At 61.7% G+C, this 16,534-nt stretch carries 19 protein-coding genes, 1 tRNA gene and 1 pseudogene; 9 read left to right on the top strand and 12 right to left on the bottom strand.

Annotated features, from left to right (window positions below):
• Window positions 1-1,333: pseudogene (locus tag ACROSR_RS18690) on the bottom strand (hypothetical protein); the annotation flags it as partial.
• Entirely contained in the window at window positions 1,333-2,835 is a 1,503-nt protein-coding gene (locus tag ACROSR_RS18685; RefSeq protein ID WP_432687416.1) for an ATP-binding protein, read from the bottom strand. The gene ACROSR_RS18685 and the pseudogene ACROSR_RS18690, both read right to left, overlap by 1 nt.
• 928 nt (window positions 2,836-3,763) lie before the next feature.
• On the opposite strand from ACROSR_RS18685, the gene ACROSR_RS18680 reads away from it, so the two are divergent.
• The 3 genes from ACROSR_RS18680 (at window position 3,764) to ACROSR_RS18670 (ending at window position 5,411) form a co-directional block, all read left to right on the top strand.
• Complete coding sequence (locus ACROSR_RS18680) at window positions 3,764-4,003, top strand: helix-turn-helix transcriptional regulator (protein WP_432687415.1); 240 nt, start codon at window positions 3,764-3,766, stop codon at window positions 4,001-4,003.
• Window positions 4,004-4,028: 25 nt separating this feature from the next.
• Entirely contained in the window at window positions 4,029-5,141 is a 1,113-nt protein-coding gene (locus ACROSR_RS18675; protein ID WP_432687414.1) for a tyrosine-type recombinase/integrase, read from the top strand.
• A 135-nt stretch (window positions 5,142-5,276) separates the two neighbouring features.
• A complete protein-coding gene (locus tag ACROSR_RS18670) occupies window positions 5,277-5,411 on the top strand; it encodes a hypothetical protein (RefSeq protein ID WP_432687413.1) in 135 nt (44 codons plus the stop codon).
• 246 nt (window positions 5,412-5,657) lie between these two features.
• Here ACROSR_RS18670 and ACROSR_RS18665 read toward each other — a convergent pair.
• The 6 genes from ACROSR_RS18665 to ACROSR_RS18640 all read right to left on the bottom strand — a co-directional run bounded on the left by ACROSR_RS18665 (window position 5,658) and on the right by ACROSR_RS18640 (window position 8,783).
• Window positions 5,658-5,732, bottom strand: a tRNA-Phe gene (locus ACROSR_RS18665).
• A gap of 72 nt (window positions 5,733-5,804) precedes the next feature.
• On the bottom strand, window positions 5,805-5,987 hold the full coding sequence (locus tag ACROSR_RS18660) for a DNA gyrase inhibitor YacG (RefSeq protein ID WP_432687412.1): 183 nt from the start codon (window positions 5,985-5,987) through the stop codon (window positions 5,805-5,807).
• Window positions 5,984-7,009, bottom strand: coding sequence for a ribonuclease E/G (locus tag ACROSR_RS18655; RefSeq protein WP_432687411.1), 1,026 nt, complete (start codon window positions 7,007-7,009; stop codon window positions 5,984-5,986). Before ACROSR_RS18655 ends, ACROSR_RS18660 begins: the two co-directional genes overlap by 4 nt.
• Window positions 7,006-7,584, bottom strand: a complete 579-nt coding sequence (locus ACROSR_RS18650) for a Maf family protein (protein ID WP_432687410.1) — start codon at window positions 7,582-7,584, stop codon at window positions 7,006-7,008. Before ACROSR_RS18650 ends, ACROSR_RS18655 begins: the two co-directional genes overlap by 4 nt.
• Before the next feature lie 12 nt (window positions 7,585-7,596).
• The gene (gene infA, locus ACROSR_RS18645; protein ID WP_005978431.1) at window positions 7,597-7,815 is read right to left on the bottom strand and encodes a translation initiation factor IF-1; all 219 of its coding nucleotides are present in this window, start codon (window positions 7,813-7,815) and stop codon (window positions 7,597-7,599) included.
• An 83-nt stretch (window positions 7,816-7,898) separates the two neighbouring features.
• On the bottom strand, window positions 7,899-8,783 hold the full coding sequence (locus ACROSR_RS18640; protein WP_432687409.1) for a carbon-nitrogen hydrolase family protein: 885 nt from the start codon (window positions 8,781-8,783) through the stop codon (window positions 7,899-7,901).
• A gap of 123 nt (window positions 8,784-8,906) precedes the next feature.
• Here ACROSR_RS18640 and ACROSR_RS18635 point away from each other — a divergent pair, with 123 nt between their 5' ends.
• On the top strand, window positions 8,907-9,944 hold the full coding sequence (locus ACROSR_RS18635; protein WP_432687408.1) for a hypothetical protein: 1,038 nt from the start codon (window positions 8,907-8,909) through the stop codon (window positions 9,942-9,944).
• Window positions 9,945-10,011: 67 nt separating this feature from the next.
• Here ACROSR_RS18635 and fliP read toward each other — a convergent pair whose 3' ends face one another.
• The 4 genes from fliP to fliF are packed head-to-tail and all read right to left on the bottom strand — an operon-like array spanning window position 10,012 to window position 13,251.
• Window positions 10,012-10,755 (bottom strand): flagellar type III secretion system pore protein FliP, encoded by a 744-nt coding sequence (fliP, locus tag ACROSR_RS18630; protein ID WP_432687407.1) that lies wholly within the window; start codon window positions 10,753-10,755, stop codon window positions 10,012-10,014.
• Complete coding sequence (locus tag ACROSR_RS18625) at window positions 10,752-11,054, bottom strand: FliM/FliN family flagellar motor switch protein (RefSeq protein WP_432687406.1); 303 nt, start codon at window positions 11,052-11,054, stop codon at window positions 10,752-10,754. Before ACROSR_RS18625 ends, fliP begins: the two co-directional genes overlap by 4 nt.
• Complete coding sequence (locus ACROSR_RS18620; RefSeq protein ID WP_432687405.1) at window positions 11,051-11,638, bottom strand: FliH/SctL family protein; 588 nt, start codon at window positions 11,636-11,638, stop codon at window positions 11,051-11,053. Before ACROSR_RS18620 ends, ACROSR_RS18625 begins: the two co-directional genes overlap by 4 nt.
• Window positions 11,638-13,251: a flagellar basal-body MS-ring/collar protein FliF gene (gene fliF / locus ACROSR_RS18615; RefSeq protein ID WP_432687404.1), complete on the bottom strand. Its 1,614-nt coding sequence runs from the start codon at window positions 13,249-13,251 to the stop codon at window positions 11,638-11,640. The genes ACROSR_RS18620 and fliF overlap by 1 nt, the downstream gene beginning before the upstream one ends.
• A 122-nt stretch (window positions 13,252-13,373) precedes the next feature.
• On the opposite strand from fliF, the gene ACROSR_RS18610 reads away from it, so the two are divergent.
• The 5 genes from ACROSR_RS18610 to ACROSR_RS18590 all read left to right on the top strand — a co-directional run bounded on the left by ACROSR_RS18610 (window position 13,374) and on the right by ACROSR_RS18590 (window position 16,484).
• Entirely contained in the window at window positions 13,374-13,877 is a 504-nt protein-coding gene (locus ACROSR_RS18610; RefSeq protein WP_432687403.1) for a flagellar basal body-associated FliL family protein, read from the top strand.
• 11 nt (window positions 13,878-13,888) lie between these two features.
• A complete protein-coding gene (locus ACROSR_RS18605; protein ID WP_432687402.1) occupies window positions 13,889-14,272 on the top strand; it encodes a hypothetical protein in 384 nt (127 codons plus the stop codon).
• A complete protein-coding gene (locus ACROSR_RS18600; RefSeq protein ID WP_432687401.1) occupies window positions 14,272-14,871 on the top strand; it encodes a MotE family protein in 600 nt (199 codons plus the stop codon). The genes ACROSR_RS18605 and ACROSR_RS18600 overlap by 1 nt, the downstream gene beginning before the upstream one ends.
• 72 nt (window positions 14,872-14,943) lie before the next feature.
• The gene (gene motA, locus ACROSR_RS18595; RefSeq protein ID WP_432687400.1) at window positions 14,944-15,813 is read left to right on the top strand and encodes a flagellar motor stator protein MotA; all 870 of its coding nucleotides are present in this window, start codon (window positions 14,944-14,946) and stop codon (window positions 15,811-15,813) included.
• On the top strand, window positions 15,813-16,484 hold the full coding sequence (locus tag ACROSR_RS18590) for a hypothetical protein (RefSeq protein ID WP_432687399.1): 672 nt from the start codon (window positions 15,813-15,815) through the stop codon (window positions 16,482-16,484). Before motA ends, ACROSR_RS18590 begins: the two co-directional genes overlap by 1 nt.
• Window positions 16,485-16,534 lie beyond the last annotated feature (50 nt).

Here is a 16,534-nt window from a genome sequence, read left to right as displayed (position 1 = left end):
GCTGGGATGACGACTTCCTTCGCAGGGTTCTCAATGGTTTAGTCGAGACGTGACCCCAACTGCGATTGCCCTGCGCCAGCAGAAAGGTGCGCAATGCACGCGTCAGCGATGGCGGAAGCGTGTCGAGCTCATGGTCGATCTTGTGTTTGATGGGCAGGACATCCTCGTTGTCGGTGATGTACCGAAGCCAAGTCGGATCGCCATCTTCCGGCAGACCATCCACGAAGATCTTGGTCGGCCCGAAATAGTTGCTTGGCGCGTCTAGGCCAATGATGAAGTCTCTCGGAAAGAGGTCTTCATTGTACATCTCGTCATCCTGATCGGGGTCGATGAAGATGTTAGCGAACGGAGTTGCCGTGTACCCGACATAACAGCTCCGGTGGAACATGTTCAGCAGATCACGAATCTGCCCATTGATCGTCGTTACGAGCTTCTTGCCATACTTCGTGTTGATCGACGCGTTGTCAGCTTCATCATCAATCAAAAGCATCGGTTGATCGATCATCTCCTGATCGCCACGCGCGCTGTTGTCTTTGAGCCAGTCGAGCAGGTTGGCGAGCGTCCGGTGGTTCTTCTTGATCACGAGGACCACCGGCACCTTGTAGGAGTCGATCTCACTGGTGTTGGTGGAAGCCGTGGCCTTGTTGAAATCCCGAAGCGTGTTGGTAAGGCTGACCGGTGTGTTGTTCGGGTCGAAATGGCCGACACCAATGATGTGTTTCGCCCCGCCCTTCTTCGTTTCCTGAGACTTTCCGGTGTCACGGCCGATGAAACCTTCATCAATTCGGGCCTGAGTCTGGTTTCGAAGGTTGTTATGAATACCTGCAATGACGATGATCAGCCTGTACCCTGCATCCGCAGCCTTACAAATCAGGCCTGCATAATTCGCTGTCTTCCCGCTTTGAACATGCCCCACCACCATGCCACGGCGATCCCATGGCACCTGTTTTTCGGGGTTTCCCAAGCGACTAAGGATCTTGTCTGTGACTTTATCTGTTGAAATCACGACGTCCTTGGGAAGGCCGTTCTGCAGAAGCAGTTTCTGATAGCGATTCCAGTAGAACGGCTCGATAGATGGTTTGGCATCATCAAGCCATGGTTCGAAGTCCTCGCTGTCGACGACTGCACCTAGACCCGCTTTGATACCTTCCTTAGCCTCAATTTCTTTGGCTATCAGCTCGATTTCGCCATCAGTCACCCCTGGAGGATTTCTCCGCGCGTGCAACATGTTTAGGTCGGAAATATAGGAGCGTAATTCCTCCCCAGTCATTCTCGGACTGTCAAAAAGATCCATTTCGACGGTGTTTTTTAGCTTCTCAAATGCATTTCTCATTACTCTGCCTCGGCAAGAAATTTCTGTAGAATTGGCTCAACGCTATCCCATTGCGAACGCAAGAACGCATAACTTTTCATTGTATCAATTAGGGCGTCAGTAGACATGCCATTTTCCATTAGATTGACTGCAAGAGAATATATGAGCTCTTCCAGATCAGCAGCCGAGGTCTCGTCAGCAGTGACCGCTTCCGCATTCCCGACAAGTTCAGCATGCAGCGTCTCGATCGGTAAACCAGACCCCACGATGCGCAGGCAACGTTCGAAACCCTCTCGCAGCTCTTCTGGCAGCTGCTCGGCATAGGTTCGGAAAACCGGGTGCTCGAGGTTGGGACGAAAGACGATCTGACCATCGTTCTGCACCTTATTCCAGATCGGAAAACGGGTTTCATCGACCAGTTTCTGGCCCCGGCTTCTATACGTGCGCTTGGACGTGCCGACAAACCGCTCGACAACCTTTTTCAGGCGCTCACGCACCACCGGCGGAAGCTGGGCCGAAGCCTTCTTCACGTCAATCTTCCACTCCGCGTCCATCGTGTTCGGAATATCGACTGCTATACGGCAGAGTTTCGTCAGTTCCGTTTGGCGCGCCAGACCCAGCCACCCACCCGCGATGATGAGACGTTTCTCGCGATAGACGTAGAGGCCCTGGGACTTCAAATGGCCCTCCGGGCCGCCGATTTCTTCCCATTCTTCCCGGCTCATCCGCTTGTGATGGGGCAGCGTATGGCACCTTATCAGAACGTCACCCTGACGCAGGCGAAGCACTTCTTCCGGGTCCTTCTGCGTTGCGACGTGTGTCGTTGCCATGGGGTCGACGGGTTTCAGCGGGCGACCGTTGAGTGACAGTTTCAGCCGTGGCTTGGCGCCTTCCAGAAAGCGATGAAACACCAATCGCAAATGATGTTCTGCTCGGGACAACTCCGAGTTCATGTGTTCGGCCCGCTTCGCACGATCATGCATATAACCGCCGCTCAAGCGATCGAGTTTCTCCCAAATGACGACCGTTCCGGTCTCCGAAAGGAGGTCATGGCCCGTCACGAGTTCGGGGTTGTCGATGAGTTCGAGGCTCCAGTCGTTCCGTTTCGCAACGCGATCCAGGTCCCAGCGGGCACAAGATGTGCGATCGTCTTTCCGCGTCAGTACCGTCAGACTTCGACACTGCGAGAAGCTGGCACTCTTCAAGCCGAGACCGAAACGACCGAGGTCTTCGGCCTCGCGGTCATCGGTCGGATTCTTCGAGCCGAGACGCATGGCTTCGACCAGTTCGGTCTCCGTCATACCTGAACCATCATCGGCCAGCGCGATCCAAGGTTCGTCCGCAACAGTGTCGGCGATCAGGGTTGCTGTTCGCGCGCCGGCGGTAATGGCGTTGTCGATGATGTCTGCGAGAGCCGTCTCGAGGCTGTAGCCGAAGTCGCGATGACCCTCGATGAGCGACGCGGCGTATGGCGTCGCATCGACTTCCCTCGTTTCAAGTTTGTTACGCGTTACTGTCCCCATAGGTTGAATCAACGCATGATTTCTAGCATTTGCAAGGCCTTGTTGAACGTTTCAAGGCGGCTGCGAGAGAGATCGGCTTGGCCCGAAGATTTGTACCCGGCTTGCAGCGCAGATGCAGACAGGCTGCAGCAGCTCGGCAAACACGCAGCGCACCTTTTGCAGGGAAGGCCATTGTCCAGCGCTCACCTTCGAATCAATTCCAGTCGCTCCAGAGCAAATTTAAGATTCAGAATTGCGCTCATCGCAGGCTAGGAATGCAGCCGAAAGCCTACTTCCGACGTGCTCTGTCTCGCACCGTCGGATCGCGGAAATTGTGGCGGGCTTTCGCGGATGGTAGCGTGCCGCATCGCACCGCTGGTAAGATCGACCGAAACGGCCAGGGGGGAGCGCTGGAAAAGGGCAAGATAAGAGCGTCTGCCACCAATGCCGCAAGTCACTGACGTGACTGGCGTTTTCGCGTGCATGCAAATCGGTCGTGGGCAGGTTTCCTGCAATTTCGCAGTATTTTCAGATCACTGGCATGCACAGTGCGGAAACCTGCTCTTTGTGGCTGCGCAGTTGAAGAGGCAACAACTCCGTGTATCGGGAGGTGGCATCTCGCGCTCAACAATGGGAGCGCGAGATAAAAGAGGTGCCGCATGGCAACCTCAAGTTGCTGTTGTTCGGAGAGATTATCCGCCGCATTTACGCGGCTATTGAAGTATCAATCCCATCAAGGCATTGACCTTAAATCGCTTTCTGCGCGGCACTGCGCCGATCCCACGACAAAATGCGACTACGCCAGCGCAGCCAGGAAATCGCACCGTTTCGCCACACCTGACGCCCACCTGTTTTTCCCCGCCAGAGGCCTACCCTGCCCGTTCTCGGCTTCGTTCCTCCCTCCCTTTCCGGCATCCTTTGGGCGCCCGAAACCCAAATCCATCGCTCCATGCCCAAGCGCCCCGCCATCCTGCCTCCCACCCTCGCGCCCCGCGGTCTCTCACGGACCGAGGCGGCGGCCTATATCGGGGTCTCGCCCACGCTCTTCGATCACCTGGTCCGCGACCAGCGCATGCCGCCGCCCAAGCGGATCAATGCCCGCACCGTCTGGGACCGGAAAAAACTTGACCGGGCGTTCGAGCTGATCCCTGATGGGGATCACTCCGACCACAATCCCTGGGACGACTGACGGCTGACGAAAGGCGGCGCGTGACATGCCCACATTCAGGATGAGAGACGGCTCGGGCAGCATCCGCCTGAAACACGTCATCGAGGATACCGACCGGCACGGGAACGTGCGCGTCTACCTGCGGCGACCTGGGCACCTGAAGGTGCGGCTGCGGAGCCAGCCGGGTACGGAGGACTTCCTGGCCGAGTACCGCGCGGCCATGATGGGCGCGACACCGCGCGCGCCGGCCGGACCGCTCGAGCGGCGCGGGTCGAAGGGCAGCTTCAAGTGGCTCTGCGAGCAGTACTATGTCTCCGCCGAATACCAGCGCCTGAGCGGTCGCACCAAGTATGTCCGGCGCGGCATCCTCGACCGGATCTGCGAGAAGAACGGAACAAAGCCCTACGCGCTGATGGAGCCCCGCCATGTCCGGCGCATGAGGGACGAGATCGCCGACCGGCCCGAGGCCGCCAACGGCTTCGTCAAGGCACTGAGGCAGGTCTATGCCTTCGCGGTCGAGTACGAGCTGGCGCAGCGCAACCCGGCCCGCGACGTGCCCTACCTCAAGGCCAAAGGCGACGGCTTCCACTCTTGGACGATGGAGGAGGTCCGGCAGTTCGAGGACCATCACCCGATCGGCAGCAAGCCGCGGCTGGCGCTCGCGCTCATGCTCCACACCGGGCAGCGGCGATCGGACATCGTCCGGCTCGGGCCGCAGCACATCAAGGACGGCTGGATCACCCTGACCCAGGCCAAGAACCGGGATCGCAAGCCCGTCACCCTCTCCATCCCGGTCCTGCCGGAGTTGAAGGCGGTCCTCGACGCCACGCCCACCGGCAACCTCGCCTTCCTCGTCACGGCCTTCGGCAAGCCCTTCACCTCGAACGGCTTCGGCAACTGGTTCCGCAAGCAATGTGACAAGGCCGGTTTGAACCAGTGTTCCGCCCACGGGCTGCGCAAGGCCGGCGCGGCGCTGGCAGCCGAGAACGGCGCGACCGAACGGCAGTTGATGGCGATCTTCGGCTGGACGACCATGAAGGAAGCCTCGCGCTATACCCGCGCCGCGCGCCAGAAGGTCTTGGCGGCGTCCGGGATGAAGCTGTTGTCTCGGGAGGGTGCCGGGCCGGAAAGAGGGGAAGCACGGGGTGGCGGCACCTGAGTTCCGGACCGACCGCGACGGCCCGCTTGATGCGCCGCTCGCCATGACGGCAAACTTGTTTTGTCCGTCGCCAGTATCTTTCATACTCGACAGTGGCTCCCGCGCCTTACCCAAACACCGGAACGGACAGAGACGATGACCCGTAGCCTCAAGGAAAAGCTTGCCACTCTCGACCCCGCCCGCCGGGCCGCGATCGAAGACGACGCCGATCGTCTCCATGCCGAATACCTGAAGCACGAAGAAAAGCGGACGACCGATCGGCCTTCATAGGTTCCGCCATAGTACCATGCCCACGGTCAGCCAATCGAACTTGGCTGGGTAGTCGTGTCCGACACCTTTTCCCGAACTCCAATCCTTCGAAATCCACGACTCCCCGGACGCCGCCGAGGGCGCGAAATCCTGCGCCGGAACGCGAACGTCTCACGAACAAAAAAGTCCCACTTTTGCCCAAGCGCGAAAACGGTGGGACGATATTTCCCCGTAACACATTGATATTATTACCACTAGGGGGTGCTTTGGTGCCCGGGGGCGGAATCGAACCACCGACACGAGGATTTTCAATCCACTGCTCTACCCCTGAGCTACCCGGGCCTAAGCAAGCACCTTGCTTATTTGGGTGTTTAGGCGAGGGGTGGCGGGGTGTCCAGAGCCGAAGCGACAAAATCAACCGGGTTTTTGCATGTCGCTGTCGGTATCCTGAGTGGCCGCGTCGATATCCTCGGGGTCGTGCGAGGGGACCGCGTAATCCCCACCGAACCATTTGCCGAGGTCCACATCCGCGCAGCGTTTCGAGCAGAAGGGGCGATACCGGATCTCGGTCGGTTTCTTGCAGATCGGACAAGTCATTTCAGAATATCGGTCAGGGGCAGCCGGTCGCGTTTTCGCTGAAGCTCGAAATGTCCCAGAGGCGACCAACCGGCAAGGGTCGTCTCGACCGGATCCTTTCGGAATGCGGCGCGCAGGGTGGTTTCGAAGACACGGCGGTCCTTCTTGGGCATCGGTGACAGATCGAGCGTGATCTGCCCGCCAAGCCCGCGCAACCGCAATTGGCGGGGCAGATCGCGGGCCATGGCGAGATTGGCCTTCAGGCCGGCGGCCGGGCTCGCATCGCCGCCGGTATTCACATCGACCGCGACCAGCGCGCGGGTCGGCTCCACGAAATACGACCCGCCGCCGGCCAGTGGCACCTGCGTCGTCTGCAGCATGTCCATCTGGTCAAGCACCCCGAGCGTGGCAAAGCAGCCCGGGTCGGTCGTGATCTCTGCGGGCTGCACCCAATCGCGCCACGCAAGGGCGTGTGGGCCATCGCCGTCCAGCAGCTTTTCCGCGTCGCGTCCGTTGGCGTCGGCCAGTACGGCAAGGGCCAGATCGCGCATCGCGCGGATATCCTCGGCGATCGCATCCGGATCGGCGCCGGCACAGGCGGAGCGCAGGATCAGGCCGACCTCCTGCCCGTCGAGCGTGTCATGCGCGATCTCCAGCAGCGTGTCGCGCAGATCCTCGTCCTTGATGCCCCGCGACAGGTTGAGCCCGGGCGCATCGGGCGTGACGATCGCGTAGCGGCTCTTGAACAGGAGACGCGTTGTCACCGGCAACGCCTTGCCCGGCTCGGCATAGCCGGTCACCTGAACGAGACGCGGCTGACCGGGGCCAAGACCCTTGATCTGCCGCAGAAAGGCGGACCCGTCGGGCGTGCGCAGGAACATGCCCCCCTGCCCCTTCACCGGCCTGTCGGCGATGGCCCGGTATATCGTGCCGGGGCGCGGCAGATCCGAGTCGATCAACAGATCGTCGAGCTGCCCGTCCACGATATGCGCCGCCGCTTCGACCGTGCCGACATGATCAAGGGCGATGCTGTGGTCGCTCATGTTGCAGCTTTCCAGAGAGGGTACCCGGCGGCTTGCAGCAGCCCCGCCGTCTCGGCCAGCGGCAGCCCGACGACACCCGTGAACGAGCCCTGAATCCACGGGATCAGCGCCCCGGCGAGGCCCTGAATGCCATAGCCACCAGCCTTGCCCTGCCAGTCATCTGTCGCCAGATAAGCGTGCAGTTCCTCATCCGACAGGCGCTTCATGCGGACCGTGGTCACCACGTCACGCTCCCACAGGCGCGCGCCGCGACGGACGGCAACCGCGGTGATGACCTTGTGACGACGCCCCGACAGGTCCAGCAGGAACTGCGCCGCCTCTCCCGACGAGTCGGGCTTGCCCAGGATGCGGCGGCCAAGCGCCACCGTGGTATCCGCGGCCAGGACCACGTCATCATCACCGGCCGAAACCGCCCGTGCCTTCTGCCGCGCCACGCGGGCACAATACGGGCGGGGCAATTCGCCTGTTTCGGGCGTCTCGTCGATCTCGGGCGGACGGATGTCATCCACCACGACCCCGATCTGCGCCAGAAGTTCCCTGCGGCGCGGGCTGCCCGATCCGAGAATGAATACCACGAAATCAGTCGCTTATTTGAAGCGATAGTTGATCCGACCCTTGGTCAGATCGTAGGGTGTCATTTCCACCTGAACCTTGTCGCCTGCCAGAACACGAATGCGGTTCTTACGCATCTTTCCTGCCGTGTGCGCGATGATCTCATGGCCGTTCTCAAGCTCGACCCTGAATGTCGCGTTCGGCAGGAGTTCCTTCACGACACCGGGAAATTCGAGCGTATCTTCCTTGGCCATGGTCTCTCCTTGATTTGTCCATCCGCCAGTTCGCGGAACGCGCCTGTAAATGGGCCTGTTTTACGCTTTTTTCAAGGGCCTATTCAGCCAAGACGCGTTGCTGTGACTTCTCGGTCGCGGCCCGCCTGCTCGGCCCAGTGAAGACGGTTGAGAACCACACCGTCGGTCCGTACCCGCGCGACCTGCGCCGGATCGACATCCGCGATGGTCCAGCCAGGCTGATCGAGCGTGCCTTCGGCAATCACGCCAGTGGACGGGAAACCCGTATCGGGCGGGCCGAACACGCCACCGGTGCCGGTGTTTTCGTCCACCGCGGGCGACCACGCAGCCGCCCCCACGGTCGAGGCCATGACCGTCACGCACTGGGTTTCCAGCGCGCGCGCCATGGCCCCGATGCGGACCCTCGAATACCCGGTATGGGCCTCTGTGCAGGACGGCACCAGAAGCAGATCGGCCTCAGAAAGCGCGCGGGCCAGAAGCGGAAACTCGGCGTCATAGCAGATGAGTATGCCGATTTTCCCGAGACCGGTCTCGAACAGGCGCAGCGGTCCACCGGGCACGATATCCCACTCTTCGCGCTCGAACCGGGTCATGATCTGCTTGTCCTGCACCCCATGGCCGCCGGTGGGCGTGAAGAGCCCCGCGCGGTTTACCGGGCGCGGTCCAAGATCGGCGTCGAACACCGGGGCAGAGGCGGACAGGATATGCATCCCGTGCCGCACCGCCAAGCGGCTGTGCAGGTCGTCCACGTCGGCGATCCTTCGCGATATCGCCTGCACCGACCGCTCGAGGTGCCCAGCAGCCTCCGGCCCGTCGAGCATCGCCAGTTCCATCGCGCCATATTCAGGGAAAACCGCCAGTTCGGCCCCCTGCCCCGCGGCCGCGGCAACCCACGCGCTGATCTTGGTCTCATACTCGGCCCACGAGGTGAGCGCATCGAGCGGATAGGCGGCGGTGGCGATTTTCATATGGACCTCTCGGTATGATGATGAACCACACGTGTAAACGCCTTGGCGCGTCAGGTCGAGCGATTGCCGCCCGTGTTGCAACCGTGCTATCGCTCTGGGCAAAGAGGCGGGAAAGCCCTGCATATGGGAAAGACAGCACTGACCAAGTATCAGCGGCTCGAGGCGGCAGGGCTGTGGCGGGCCGACGAGCACGCGCAACGCCTTGATGTGATCGTGTCGGTCGGCCAGGCGACATTGACCATAACGGACATGCGCGACCGGGTGCAGACGCATTGGTCCATCGCCGCCATCGCGCGTGCCAATCCGGGGCAGACACCCGTGATCTATCACCCGGACGGCGATCCAAGCGAGACGCTGGAACTGCCCGAGGACGAGGCCGAGGTGATCCAGGTCATCGAGACCATGCGCAACGCCGTCGCCCGGCAACGTCCCCGACCCGGACGGTTGCGGCTGATGGGCGTCCTGGCAAGCGCGGTGGCCGTGATCGCGCTGGCGATCTTCTGGCTGCCGGGTGTGTTGCGGGACCACGCGCTGCGCGTCGTCCCGCCGGTCAAGCGGGCCGAGATCGGGCGGGCCCTCACCGCGCAACTGCAAGACGCGACCGGACCGGCCTGTCGTGGCACGGGTGGCCAGATGGCGCTCTCCGCCCTTGCGCAACGCCTGCCGCCGCGCGAGGGGACCGCCCGGTTCATCGTGGTGCGCGACGGGATCGAGGACGTGCTGCGCATGCCCGGTGGCACGATGATGATCCCCGCAAGGCTTGTCGAGGATTACGAGGAACCCGACGTCGTGGCGGGGCATATCATCGCGGCCTACCTGCGCGCCGAGGCACAGGATCCGCTTGGGCGCCTGCTGACCGAGGCCGGGCCGATGGCCAGCCTTCGGCTCTTGACGACAGGTCAGCTGCCCGAGGCGAGGCTGGACGCCTATGCCCGAACGCTTGTCGAGACGCGCCCCGATTCCCCCTCCGACACCGAGATGCTTGAGGGTTTCTCCTATTGGCGCGTACGCGCGACGCCCTATGCCGCCGCGCGCGACGCGGCTGGTCAAACGGCCGGTGCCCTTGTCGAAGCGGACCCGTTCGCGCATGACGCGCCCCCGCCCCCGCCGGTTCTCAGGGACGGGGACTGGCTTCGGCTTCAGGGGATTTGCGGTCGCTAGGACCTCGGACCCCCGATGCCTGCGCCGGGTGACGATCCTCGCCGCACGCCGCGTGGCACCTTTTGTCCTACATGTACCCCCGAACAAGACTGTCGGCGATCAGCGTCCAGCCATCGGCGATCACGAAAAACGCGAGCTTGAACGGCAGCGACACCATGGCCGGAGGCACCATCATCATGCCCATCGACATCAGGATCGCGGCAATCACCAGGTCAATGATGAGAAACGGCAGGAAGATCAGGAACCCGATCTGGAAGGCCCGTGCAATTTCCGACAGCATGAAGCTTGGGACCAGCACCGAGAGAGGCGCATCAGGGCCGGTGACGATGTCGACCGCGTCAGGGCGCAGTGCGGCCATGGCGGCGAATGTCTCGCCATCCAGCCTTGCCGCCATGAAACCACGGAACGGCGTCAGGGCGCGTGTCACCGCCTCTTCAAGCGGCAGCGTTTCCGCGATCAACGGCTCTATGCCGTTTGTCCAGGCGTCGCTGAACACCGGGGCCATCACGAAATAGGTCAGAAACAGCGCAAGGCTGACGATCAGCATGTTGGGCGGCGACTGCTGAAGCCCGATACCCTGCCGCAGGATCGAAAGAACCGTGACGATGAAAGGGAAACACGTGATCATTATGGCGATGCCGGGCGCAAGGCTCAGCACCGTGATGAGGGCGATCAACTGGATCGTGCGGGCCGAGACGCTTTCGCCATCGCCAAGCGAGATCGAGATATCCTGCGCCACCGCACCACCCGCAAGGCCGATCAGCACGAGCGACCACAAACATGTCCACCCGGCACCCCGTATGCCGATCATCCCAGGCCGTCCTGCAGGTTGGCGACTTCGGTGAGGCGCACTGCAAGTTGTCCGGCCTGTTCGCCGTCCAGCTCTTCAAGCTGGCCCCGTGCGACCAGGCGTTCGCCGATGTAAAGTTCCACCGGGTCGTCGACACGCCGGTCGAGCGCAAGCACGGCGTCTTGGCCAAGGTTCAGCAGGTCACGGATCAACGGCCGCGCCTTGCCGACCGAGATCGTGATCTCGATGGGCACCGAGGAAAACGGGTTGGACAGATCCGCGCCCGGGCGCGTCTTTTGCGGGGTCGTGTCATCGGTCATGCTGTCGCTTTCCTGTTGTTTTCGAAGAACCCGGAAACCGCGTGTTCCATGCCCTTCAAGACCTCCTGCAGATCGATCGCCTGTTCCCCGCCATCGAAGCGGAGATAAAGTTGACCGCTTGCCAAGGCGTCGTCGGCCCTGAGCTCGATGTCCATCTGTGGCAAGGCGTCGGTCAGGTGATCCAGCAGCGCCATGTCCTCCGACGCCGCGGTAATGCCGATTTTCTGATGACCGTGTTCGCGTGCGATCTCGTGCACGGTCTCCACCAGCCGCGGGGCAAGACTGTCGCGGGCCAGACGCGGCAGAACCGCCGCAATCATCTGTTCCAGAAGCGGATACAGCGCCTGCATCACGGCCGAATAAGCCTCTTCATAGGTGAATGTCAGGTCCTGCAGGTTCTGGGAAAGGTCAGCGGTGATCCGTCGCGCGTCTTCCGACTGCGATCTTGCGCAATCGTCCCAACCCGCCTGATAGCCATTTTCAAAGGACTGAAGCCGTTCTTCCTCGAGCGTCACATCGGTGATCGGCAGCGGCGTGCCGCGACGGAGGTCGCCGAAATCTTCCAGCATGTGGGTGATCGACATCAGGCCTTCTCCTCTTCGCCTTCAAGCCAGTTTCGGAGTATCTCGACGCTTTCTTCCTGACGCTGGCCGATCAGGTTGCGCAGACGGACAACAGGGTCCTGGTCCGACTGGTCCGAATAGCCGACCTGTGACCGCTCGTTCGATATCACCGACAGTCGGCTCGAATCGAACTCTCCATCCTCGATCTCACCGGTCAGCGGCGCGGTCTCGGACGACGCGTCGGCCGGCCCGGCATCCTCCGACGGGCCTGGCGCGCCAAGGCGCGCGGCGGATTGCCCGGCGGGGCGCGCGAGGATCGGTCGCAGAACGAAAAGTCCGAGAACCAAAGCCACGAGGGCCAGAACCGCAGCCTGAATCAGCGACATCAGATCGAGATCGAATCTGTCGAACACACCCGATGTCACGAGGCGACCGCCCGGCTCCGCAGTTTCGAACTGCATGGTCTTGATGGTCAGCACATCCCCGCGTTCGGGGTTCAAGCCCACCGCCGAGGATACGAGCTCTGCCAGAGCGTCAAGCTCCTCCTGCGGGCGCGGCTGAAATACGGGCGTCCCGGCCTCGTCGGGCACAGAGATCCCGTTGACCAAAACCGCGACGGTAAGCCGCTTGATAGCACCCGGGCCTTGGGTGATTTCGCGCTCCGTGGTTGAAATCTCGTAGTTCACACGCTCGCGCGTGTCACTGCTCTGGCTCTGTGACGCGGTTTCTGCCCCCGCATCCCCGTCCGGCACGTTCGACGCCACGGTCACGCCCGCACCCTGGTCCGACGACGTCGTCGTGGTTTCCTCCGTGTCGGTGCTGATGGCGACCCGCCCGTCAGGATCGAAGCGCCGCTCGCGAATCGCCTCGGTCCGGGTTTCGGCATCGAGCGCCACCTCCACCACTGCATTGCCGGGACCGACGCGCGCCTCGAGCATGCGTTGTGCGCGCGCGCGCAACGCCGCCGTCCGTGTGTCCGGCGCATTCTCGGGGGTGTCGTCGGCCACACCGATCAAACCGCCTTCGGCATCAATGACAGAGACATCCTCCGGCGTGAGACCCGCCACCGCCGACGCCACGAGAAAACGCAGCGCGCGCGCATGTTTCGGGGTAATGCCCTGCGCGTGGGTCGTGATGGAAACAGAGGCCGATTGGCGGATATCGCGCTGAAACGGGTTTGACCCTGTCGATGCGAGATGCACGCGTGCGCCGCTGATCGCGGGATGTGCGAGAATGGTGCGCGCCAGTTCTCCCTCTTTCGCGCGCCAATAGGCGGCATCGAACATCTGCGATGTGGTGCCAAAGCCCGACATCCCGTCAAGCAGTTCGTACCCCTTGGACGTCGAGGCCGGCAGACCTTCCGCAGCAAGGCTCATGCGAAGCGTGTCACGTTGTGTCGAATCAACGAAAATCGACGACCCGCGCACCTCATGGGGCACGCCGCGCTGTTCGAGCGCGCCGACCACCTCACCGGCGACCGCGCCGTCCAACCCGGCATACAACAAGGTCATGTTGGGCGCGGATGCCATGCGTGCAAGCGCCAATACCGCCACGAACATGGCCAGTGTGGCCACCCCGACGATCACGCGCCGGCGCATGTCGAGAGAGTGCCAGAGGGTCACGATCTGCTGCAATTCTTTGCCTCCTGATCTGCGGCGTTCTGCCGTTCGCTTCGATCACCTTTCGCCGATCAGGCTTAATAATCGGTTAGTTTCTGTCAGTCATATTGGCCCTGTCGAAAGTCGGGGGATGCACCATGGCACAAGCGGAACAGACGGCCGAGGGTCCAGAAAACGCACCGAAACGCACGAGGACGCCGTTGGTTGTCGGGCTCGTGCTGGCGTTGATCGGGGGTGGTGGCGGATTTTATGCCGCCTTCGCAGGCCTTCTGCCTTTCCACGCCTCAGGCGATGACGCGCAGGGGGTGACCGCGGGTGACACGTCGCCTGCAAACTTCGCGGACATGGCCTTCGTGCCTGTCGAACCGCTCGTGATCTCGTTGGCCGAAAACGGCAGGACGCGGCATCTCCGCTTCCGGGCCGAGCTTGAAGTGCAGCGTGCGCAGCAATCCGAGATCACGCGCCTGATGCCGCGCATCGTGGACGTTCTCAATACCTACCTGCGCGCGCTCACCATCTCCGATCTCGAGGACAGGACCGCGCTGCTGCGTCTGCGCGCGCAGATGCTGCGCCGTGTTCAGATCGTGACCGGCAGGGACGGCATAAACGACTTGCTGATCATGGAATTCGTATTGAACTGAAAGGGGGAATGATGGAACTCATTGCCGATATCCTGCTGGTCGCCGGCGCTCTTGGAGCCGGCTTTTACTGTTACGTCCTCGCGCGACGCCTGAGCCGTTTCAATGATCTGGAAACCGGTGTCGGCGGTGCCGTCGCGGTCCTGTCGGCGCAGGTCGACGACCTGAGCCGGACCTTGCGCGATGCCCAAACGACAGCCAGCGGCTCGATGGAGTCTCTGGACGGGCTGACCGATCGGGCCGAAAACGTGGCCAAGCGGCTCGAACTCCTGGTCGCCTCCATGCACGATCTGCCAGAGGAGGGCGCGGCGCCCCGAACCGGGACTGCCGCGGGTAACCAGGCCGACGGGCCGGTCTTTCAGCGTCGTCCACGTGACGAGACCGGAGCACGCTCGTGATGGCCGTGTCCAAGCGAAAGCGTCGCCCGCGCAGACGGGCGCGCGGGGCGCTCGTGATGATTGCCACGCTGCTTTTGACATCCGCTTTCGTGCGACTGGGCGATGGCGTCGGCCACGCGGTGGCCCGCGTATCGGCCGAGGTGGTGACGGGACCAGCGGAATCGGACGCCATGCAACGCTGCGATACACCGCAGGACCTGCAAGTTCTTCTCGATGTCCTTCAGGACCGTGAAGCGCGGCTCGACCAAACGGAGGCCGCCTTGCAGGACCGGATGCAGGTACTGCGAATCACGGACCGTGAAGTCAGCCGGAAACTCGATCAGCTTGAAGACGCCGAAAACCGGCTTCGCGAAACACTGACGATCGCAGAGAGCGCCTCGGAAGATGACATCAGCCGACTGACCGAGGTTTACGAGCGCATGAAGCCAAAACAGGCGGCCGCGCTTTTCGAGCAGATGGACCCCAGCTTTGCCACGGGTTTTCTGGCCCGTATGCGCCCGGAAGCCGCGGCAGCCATAATGGCCGGGCTCAGCCCTCAGGCCGCACACACCTTCAGCGTCGTGTTGGCCGGTCGAAACGCCGATGTGCCAACGCAATAACCTGACTCCCCTCAACTTTTCTTAACCCTCTGCTGCCAAGATCGCACACACAGAAGGGGAAGGGAGAAAGCAATGCTCGGTACGCTTGGTATCCTCGTGGTTTTCGTCATGGTTTTTGGCGGCTATCTGGCCGCCGGAGGCAAGCTCGACATCATTCTCGCGGCCCTGCCTTTCGAGTTGATGATCATCGGCGGTGCGGCAACCGGCGCCTTTCTGATCGCCAATGACGCACCTGTCATCAAGACCACGATCCGCGATATCGCCAAGGTGTTCAAAGGGCCGAAATGGAAACCGGACGATTACCGCGACCTGCTATGCCTTCTCTTCACGCTGATCCGGCTCAGCCGTCAGAACCCTGTGGCGATAGAAGAGCATATCGAGCAGCCCGAGAGCTCCTCGATCTTCGCGACTTACCCACGCATCCTCGCGGATCAAGAGGCGGTCGCGTTGATTGGCGATACGCTACGCTCGGCCATGATGAATTACGACGATCCTCATCAGGTGGAAGAAGTTCTGGAAAAACGCATGGAAGTCAGCGAGCATCGTGCCCTTCAATCCAGCCATGCGCTACAGACCGTCGCGGATGGATTGCCGGCCCTTGGTATCGTTGCCGCAGTCCTCGGCGTTATCAAGACCATGGCCTCCATAGATCAACCCCCCGAAATCCTCGGGAAGATGATCGGGGGTGCTCTGGTCGGCACGTTTCTCGGTGTGTTCCTGGCCTACGGTTTCGTCGGACCATTTTCGGTCAAGGTGCGTGACGTCGTTGAGGAGGATGCGCATTTTTACAGGCTGATCCGCGAGGTTCTCGTCGCGAACATGCACAATCACGCGGCGAACATCTGCATAGAAGTCGGGCGCCAGAATGCTCCCCTTCACAATCGGCCAAGTTTCACCGCCCTCGAGGACGCCCTTAAAAGGGTCAAGCAAGGGGTGGCATGATGATACGGCTTGTCGTCTTCCTGATGCTGGGCATGTCCGAAGCGGCGTCGGCACAAACAGTTGCCGTTCGCTCCGGGGATCACGGCACATTCACACGTCTCGCCCTCGACATGCCTTACACGGATGATTGGCGCATAGACCCAGATGGTGACCGCGCCCGCGTCATCTTTCCCGAATCCGGGCTCGAGTTTGACATTTCGGACGTATTTGACCGCATATCTCGTAACAGGCTCCGCGCCATAGACCCCGCGCCCGGGCAACTCGATCTGGACTTGGCCTGTGACTGTGACGTGACCGGGTTTTGGCATACCGACAGAATGCTCGTGCTGGACATAGCAGAAACGCGACCCTCGGAACGACCGACACACGGGCGAACGACGGACCCTTCATCAAATCGTGGGCTGGAACCGGGCCTCAGCCCCCTTTCCCCTGCCACGATCCAACTGTCGCGTAGCCTGGCCTCGACGGGCCCCTACCAATCCGGCGCCGCCGTGATCACAGGCGACCAGACCATCTCCAATGGCAGACCCGGTGATCTGTCGGCCCTGCGGGAAACACTTGTACGGGAAGTCGGTCTTGCAGCAAGCCAAGGCCTTCTGACACCGATCCGAAAGCGCCGTCCCGATCCCGCACAACCACTATCAGCCCGCATTCCCCAAGTAGTCCGCTGATTTCGCTGTCCTGAGCTTGGTATTTCGTATATAAATCATGGTGTTGATAG

This window comes from Roseovarius tibetensis (genome assembly GCF_050896375.1).
In the GTDB taxonomy this organism is placed as follows: Bacteria; Pseudomonadota; Alphaproteobacteria; order Rhodobacterales; family Rhodobacteraceae; genus Roseovarius; species Roseovarius tibetensis.
The sequence above is the reverse complement of the archived record's forward strand: the minus strand, read 5'-3'. Positions and strand labels throughout refer to the sequence as shown.

Coding starts and splice junctions, on each gene's coding strand:
- ACROSR_RS18685 (WP_432687416.1), bottom strand. CDS start 2,835: ATGGGGACAGTAACGCGTAACAAACTTGAAACGAGGGAAGTCGATGCG.
- ACROSR_RS18680 (WP_432687415.1), top strand. CDS start 3,764: ATGCCCAAGCGCCCCGCCATCCTGCCTCCCACCCTCGCGCCCCGCGGT.
- ACROSR_RS18675 (WP_432687414.1), top strand. CDS start 4,029: ATGCCCACATTCAGGATGAGAGACGGCTCGGGCAGCATCCGCCTGAAA.
- ACROSR_RS18670 (WP_432687413.1), top strand. CDS start 5,277: ATGACCCGTAGCCTCAAGGAAAAGCTTGCCACTCTCGACCCCGCCCGC.
- ACROSR_RS18660 (WP_432687412.1), bottom strand. CDS start 5,987: ATGACTTGTCCGATCTGCAAGAAACCGACCGAGATCCGGTATCGCCCC.
- ACROSR_RS18655 (WP_432687411.1), bottom strand. CDS start 7,009: ATGAGCGACCACAGCATCGCCCTTGATCATGTCGGCACGGTCGAAGCG.
- infA (WP_005978431.1), bottom strand. CDS start 7,815: ATGGCCAAGGAAGATACGCTCGAATTTCCCGGTGTCGTGAAGGAACTC.
- ACROSR_RS18640 (WP_432687409.1), bottom strand. CDS start 8,783: ATGAAAATCGCCACCGCCGCCTATCCGCTCGATGCGCTCACCTCGTGG.
- ACROSR_RS18635 (WP_432687408.1), top strand. CDS start 8,907: ATGGGAAAGACAGCACTGACCAAGTATCAGCGGCTCGAGGCGGCAGGG.
- fliP (WP_432687407.1), bottom strand. CDS start 10,755: ATGATCGGCATACGGGGTGCCGGGTGGACATGTTTGTGGTCGCTCGTG.
- ACROSR_RS18625 (WP_432687406.1), bottom strand. CDS start 11,054: ATGACCGATGACACGACCCCGCAAAAGACGCGCCCGGGCGCGGATCTG.
- ACROSR_RS18620 (WP_432687405.1), bottom strand. CDS start 11,638: ATGTCGATCACCCACATGCTGGAAGATTTCGGCGACCTCCGTCGCGGC.
- ACROSR_RS18610 (WP_432687403.1), top strand. CDS start 13,374: ATGGCACAAGCGGAACAGACGGCCGAGGGTCCAGAAAACGCACCGAAA.
- ACROSR_RS18605 (WP_432687402.1), top strand. CDS start 13,889: ATGGAACTCATTGCCGATATCCTGCTGGTCGCCGGCGCTCTTGGAGCC.
- ACROSR_RS18600 (WP_432687401.1), top strand. CDS start 14,272: ATGGCCGTGTCCAAGCGAAAGCGTCGCCCGCGCAGACGGGCGCGCGGG.
- motA (WP_432687400.1), top strand. CDS start 14,944: ATGCTCGGTACGCTTGGTATCCTCGTGGTTTTCGTCATGGTTTTTGGC.
- ACROSR_RS18590 (WP_432687399.1), top strand. CDS start 15,813: ATGATACGGCTTGTCGTCTTCCTGATGCTGGGCATGTCCGAAGCGGCG.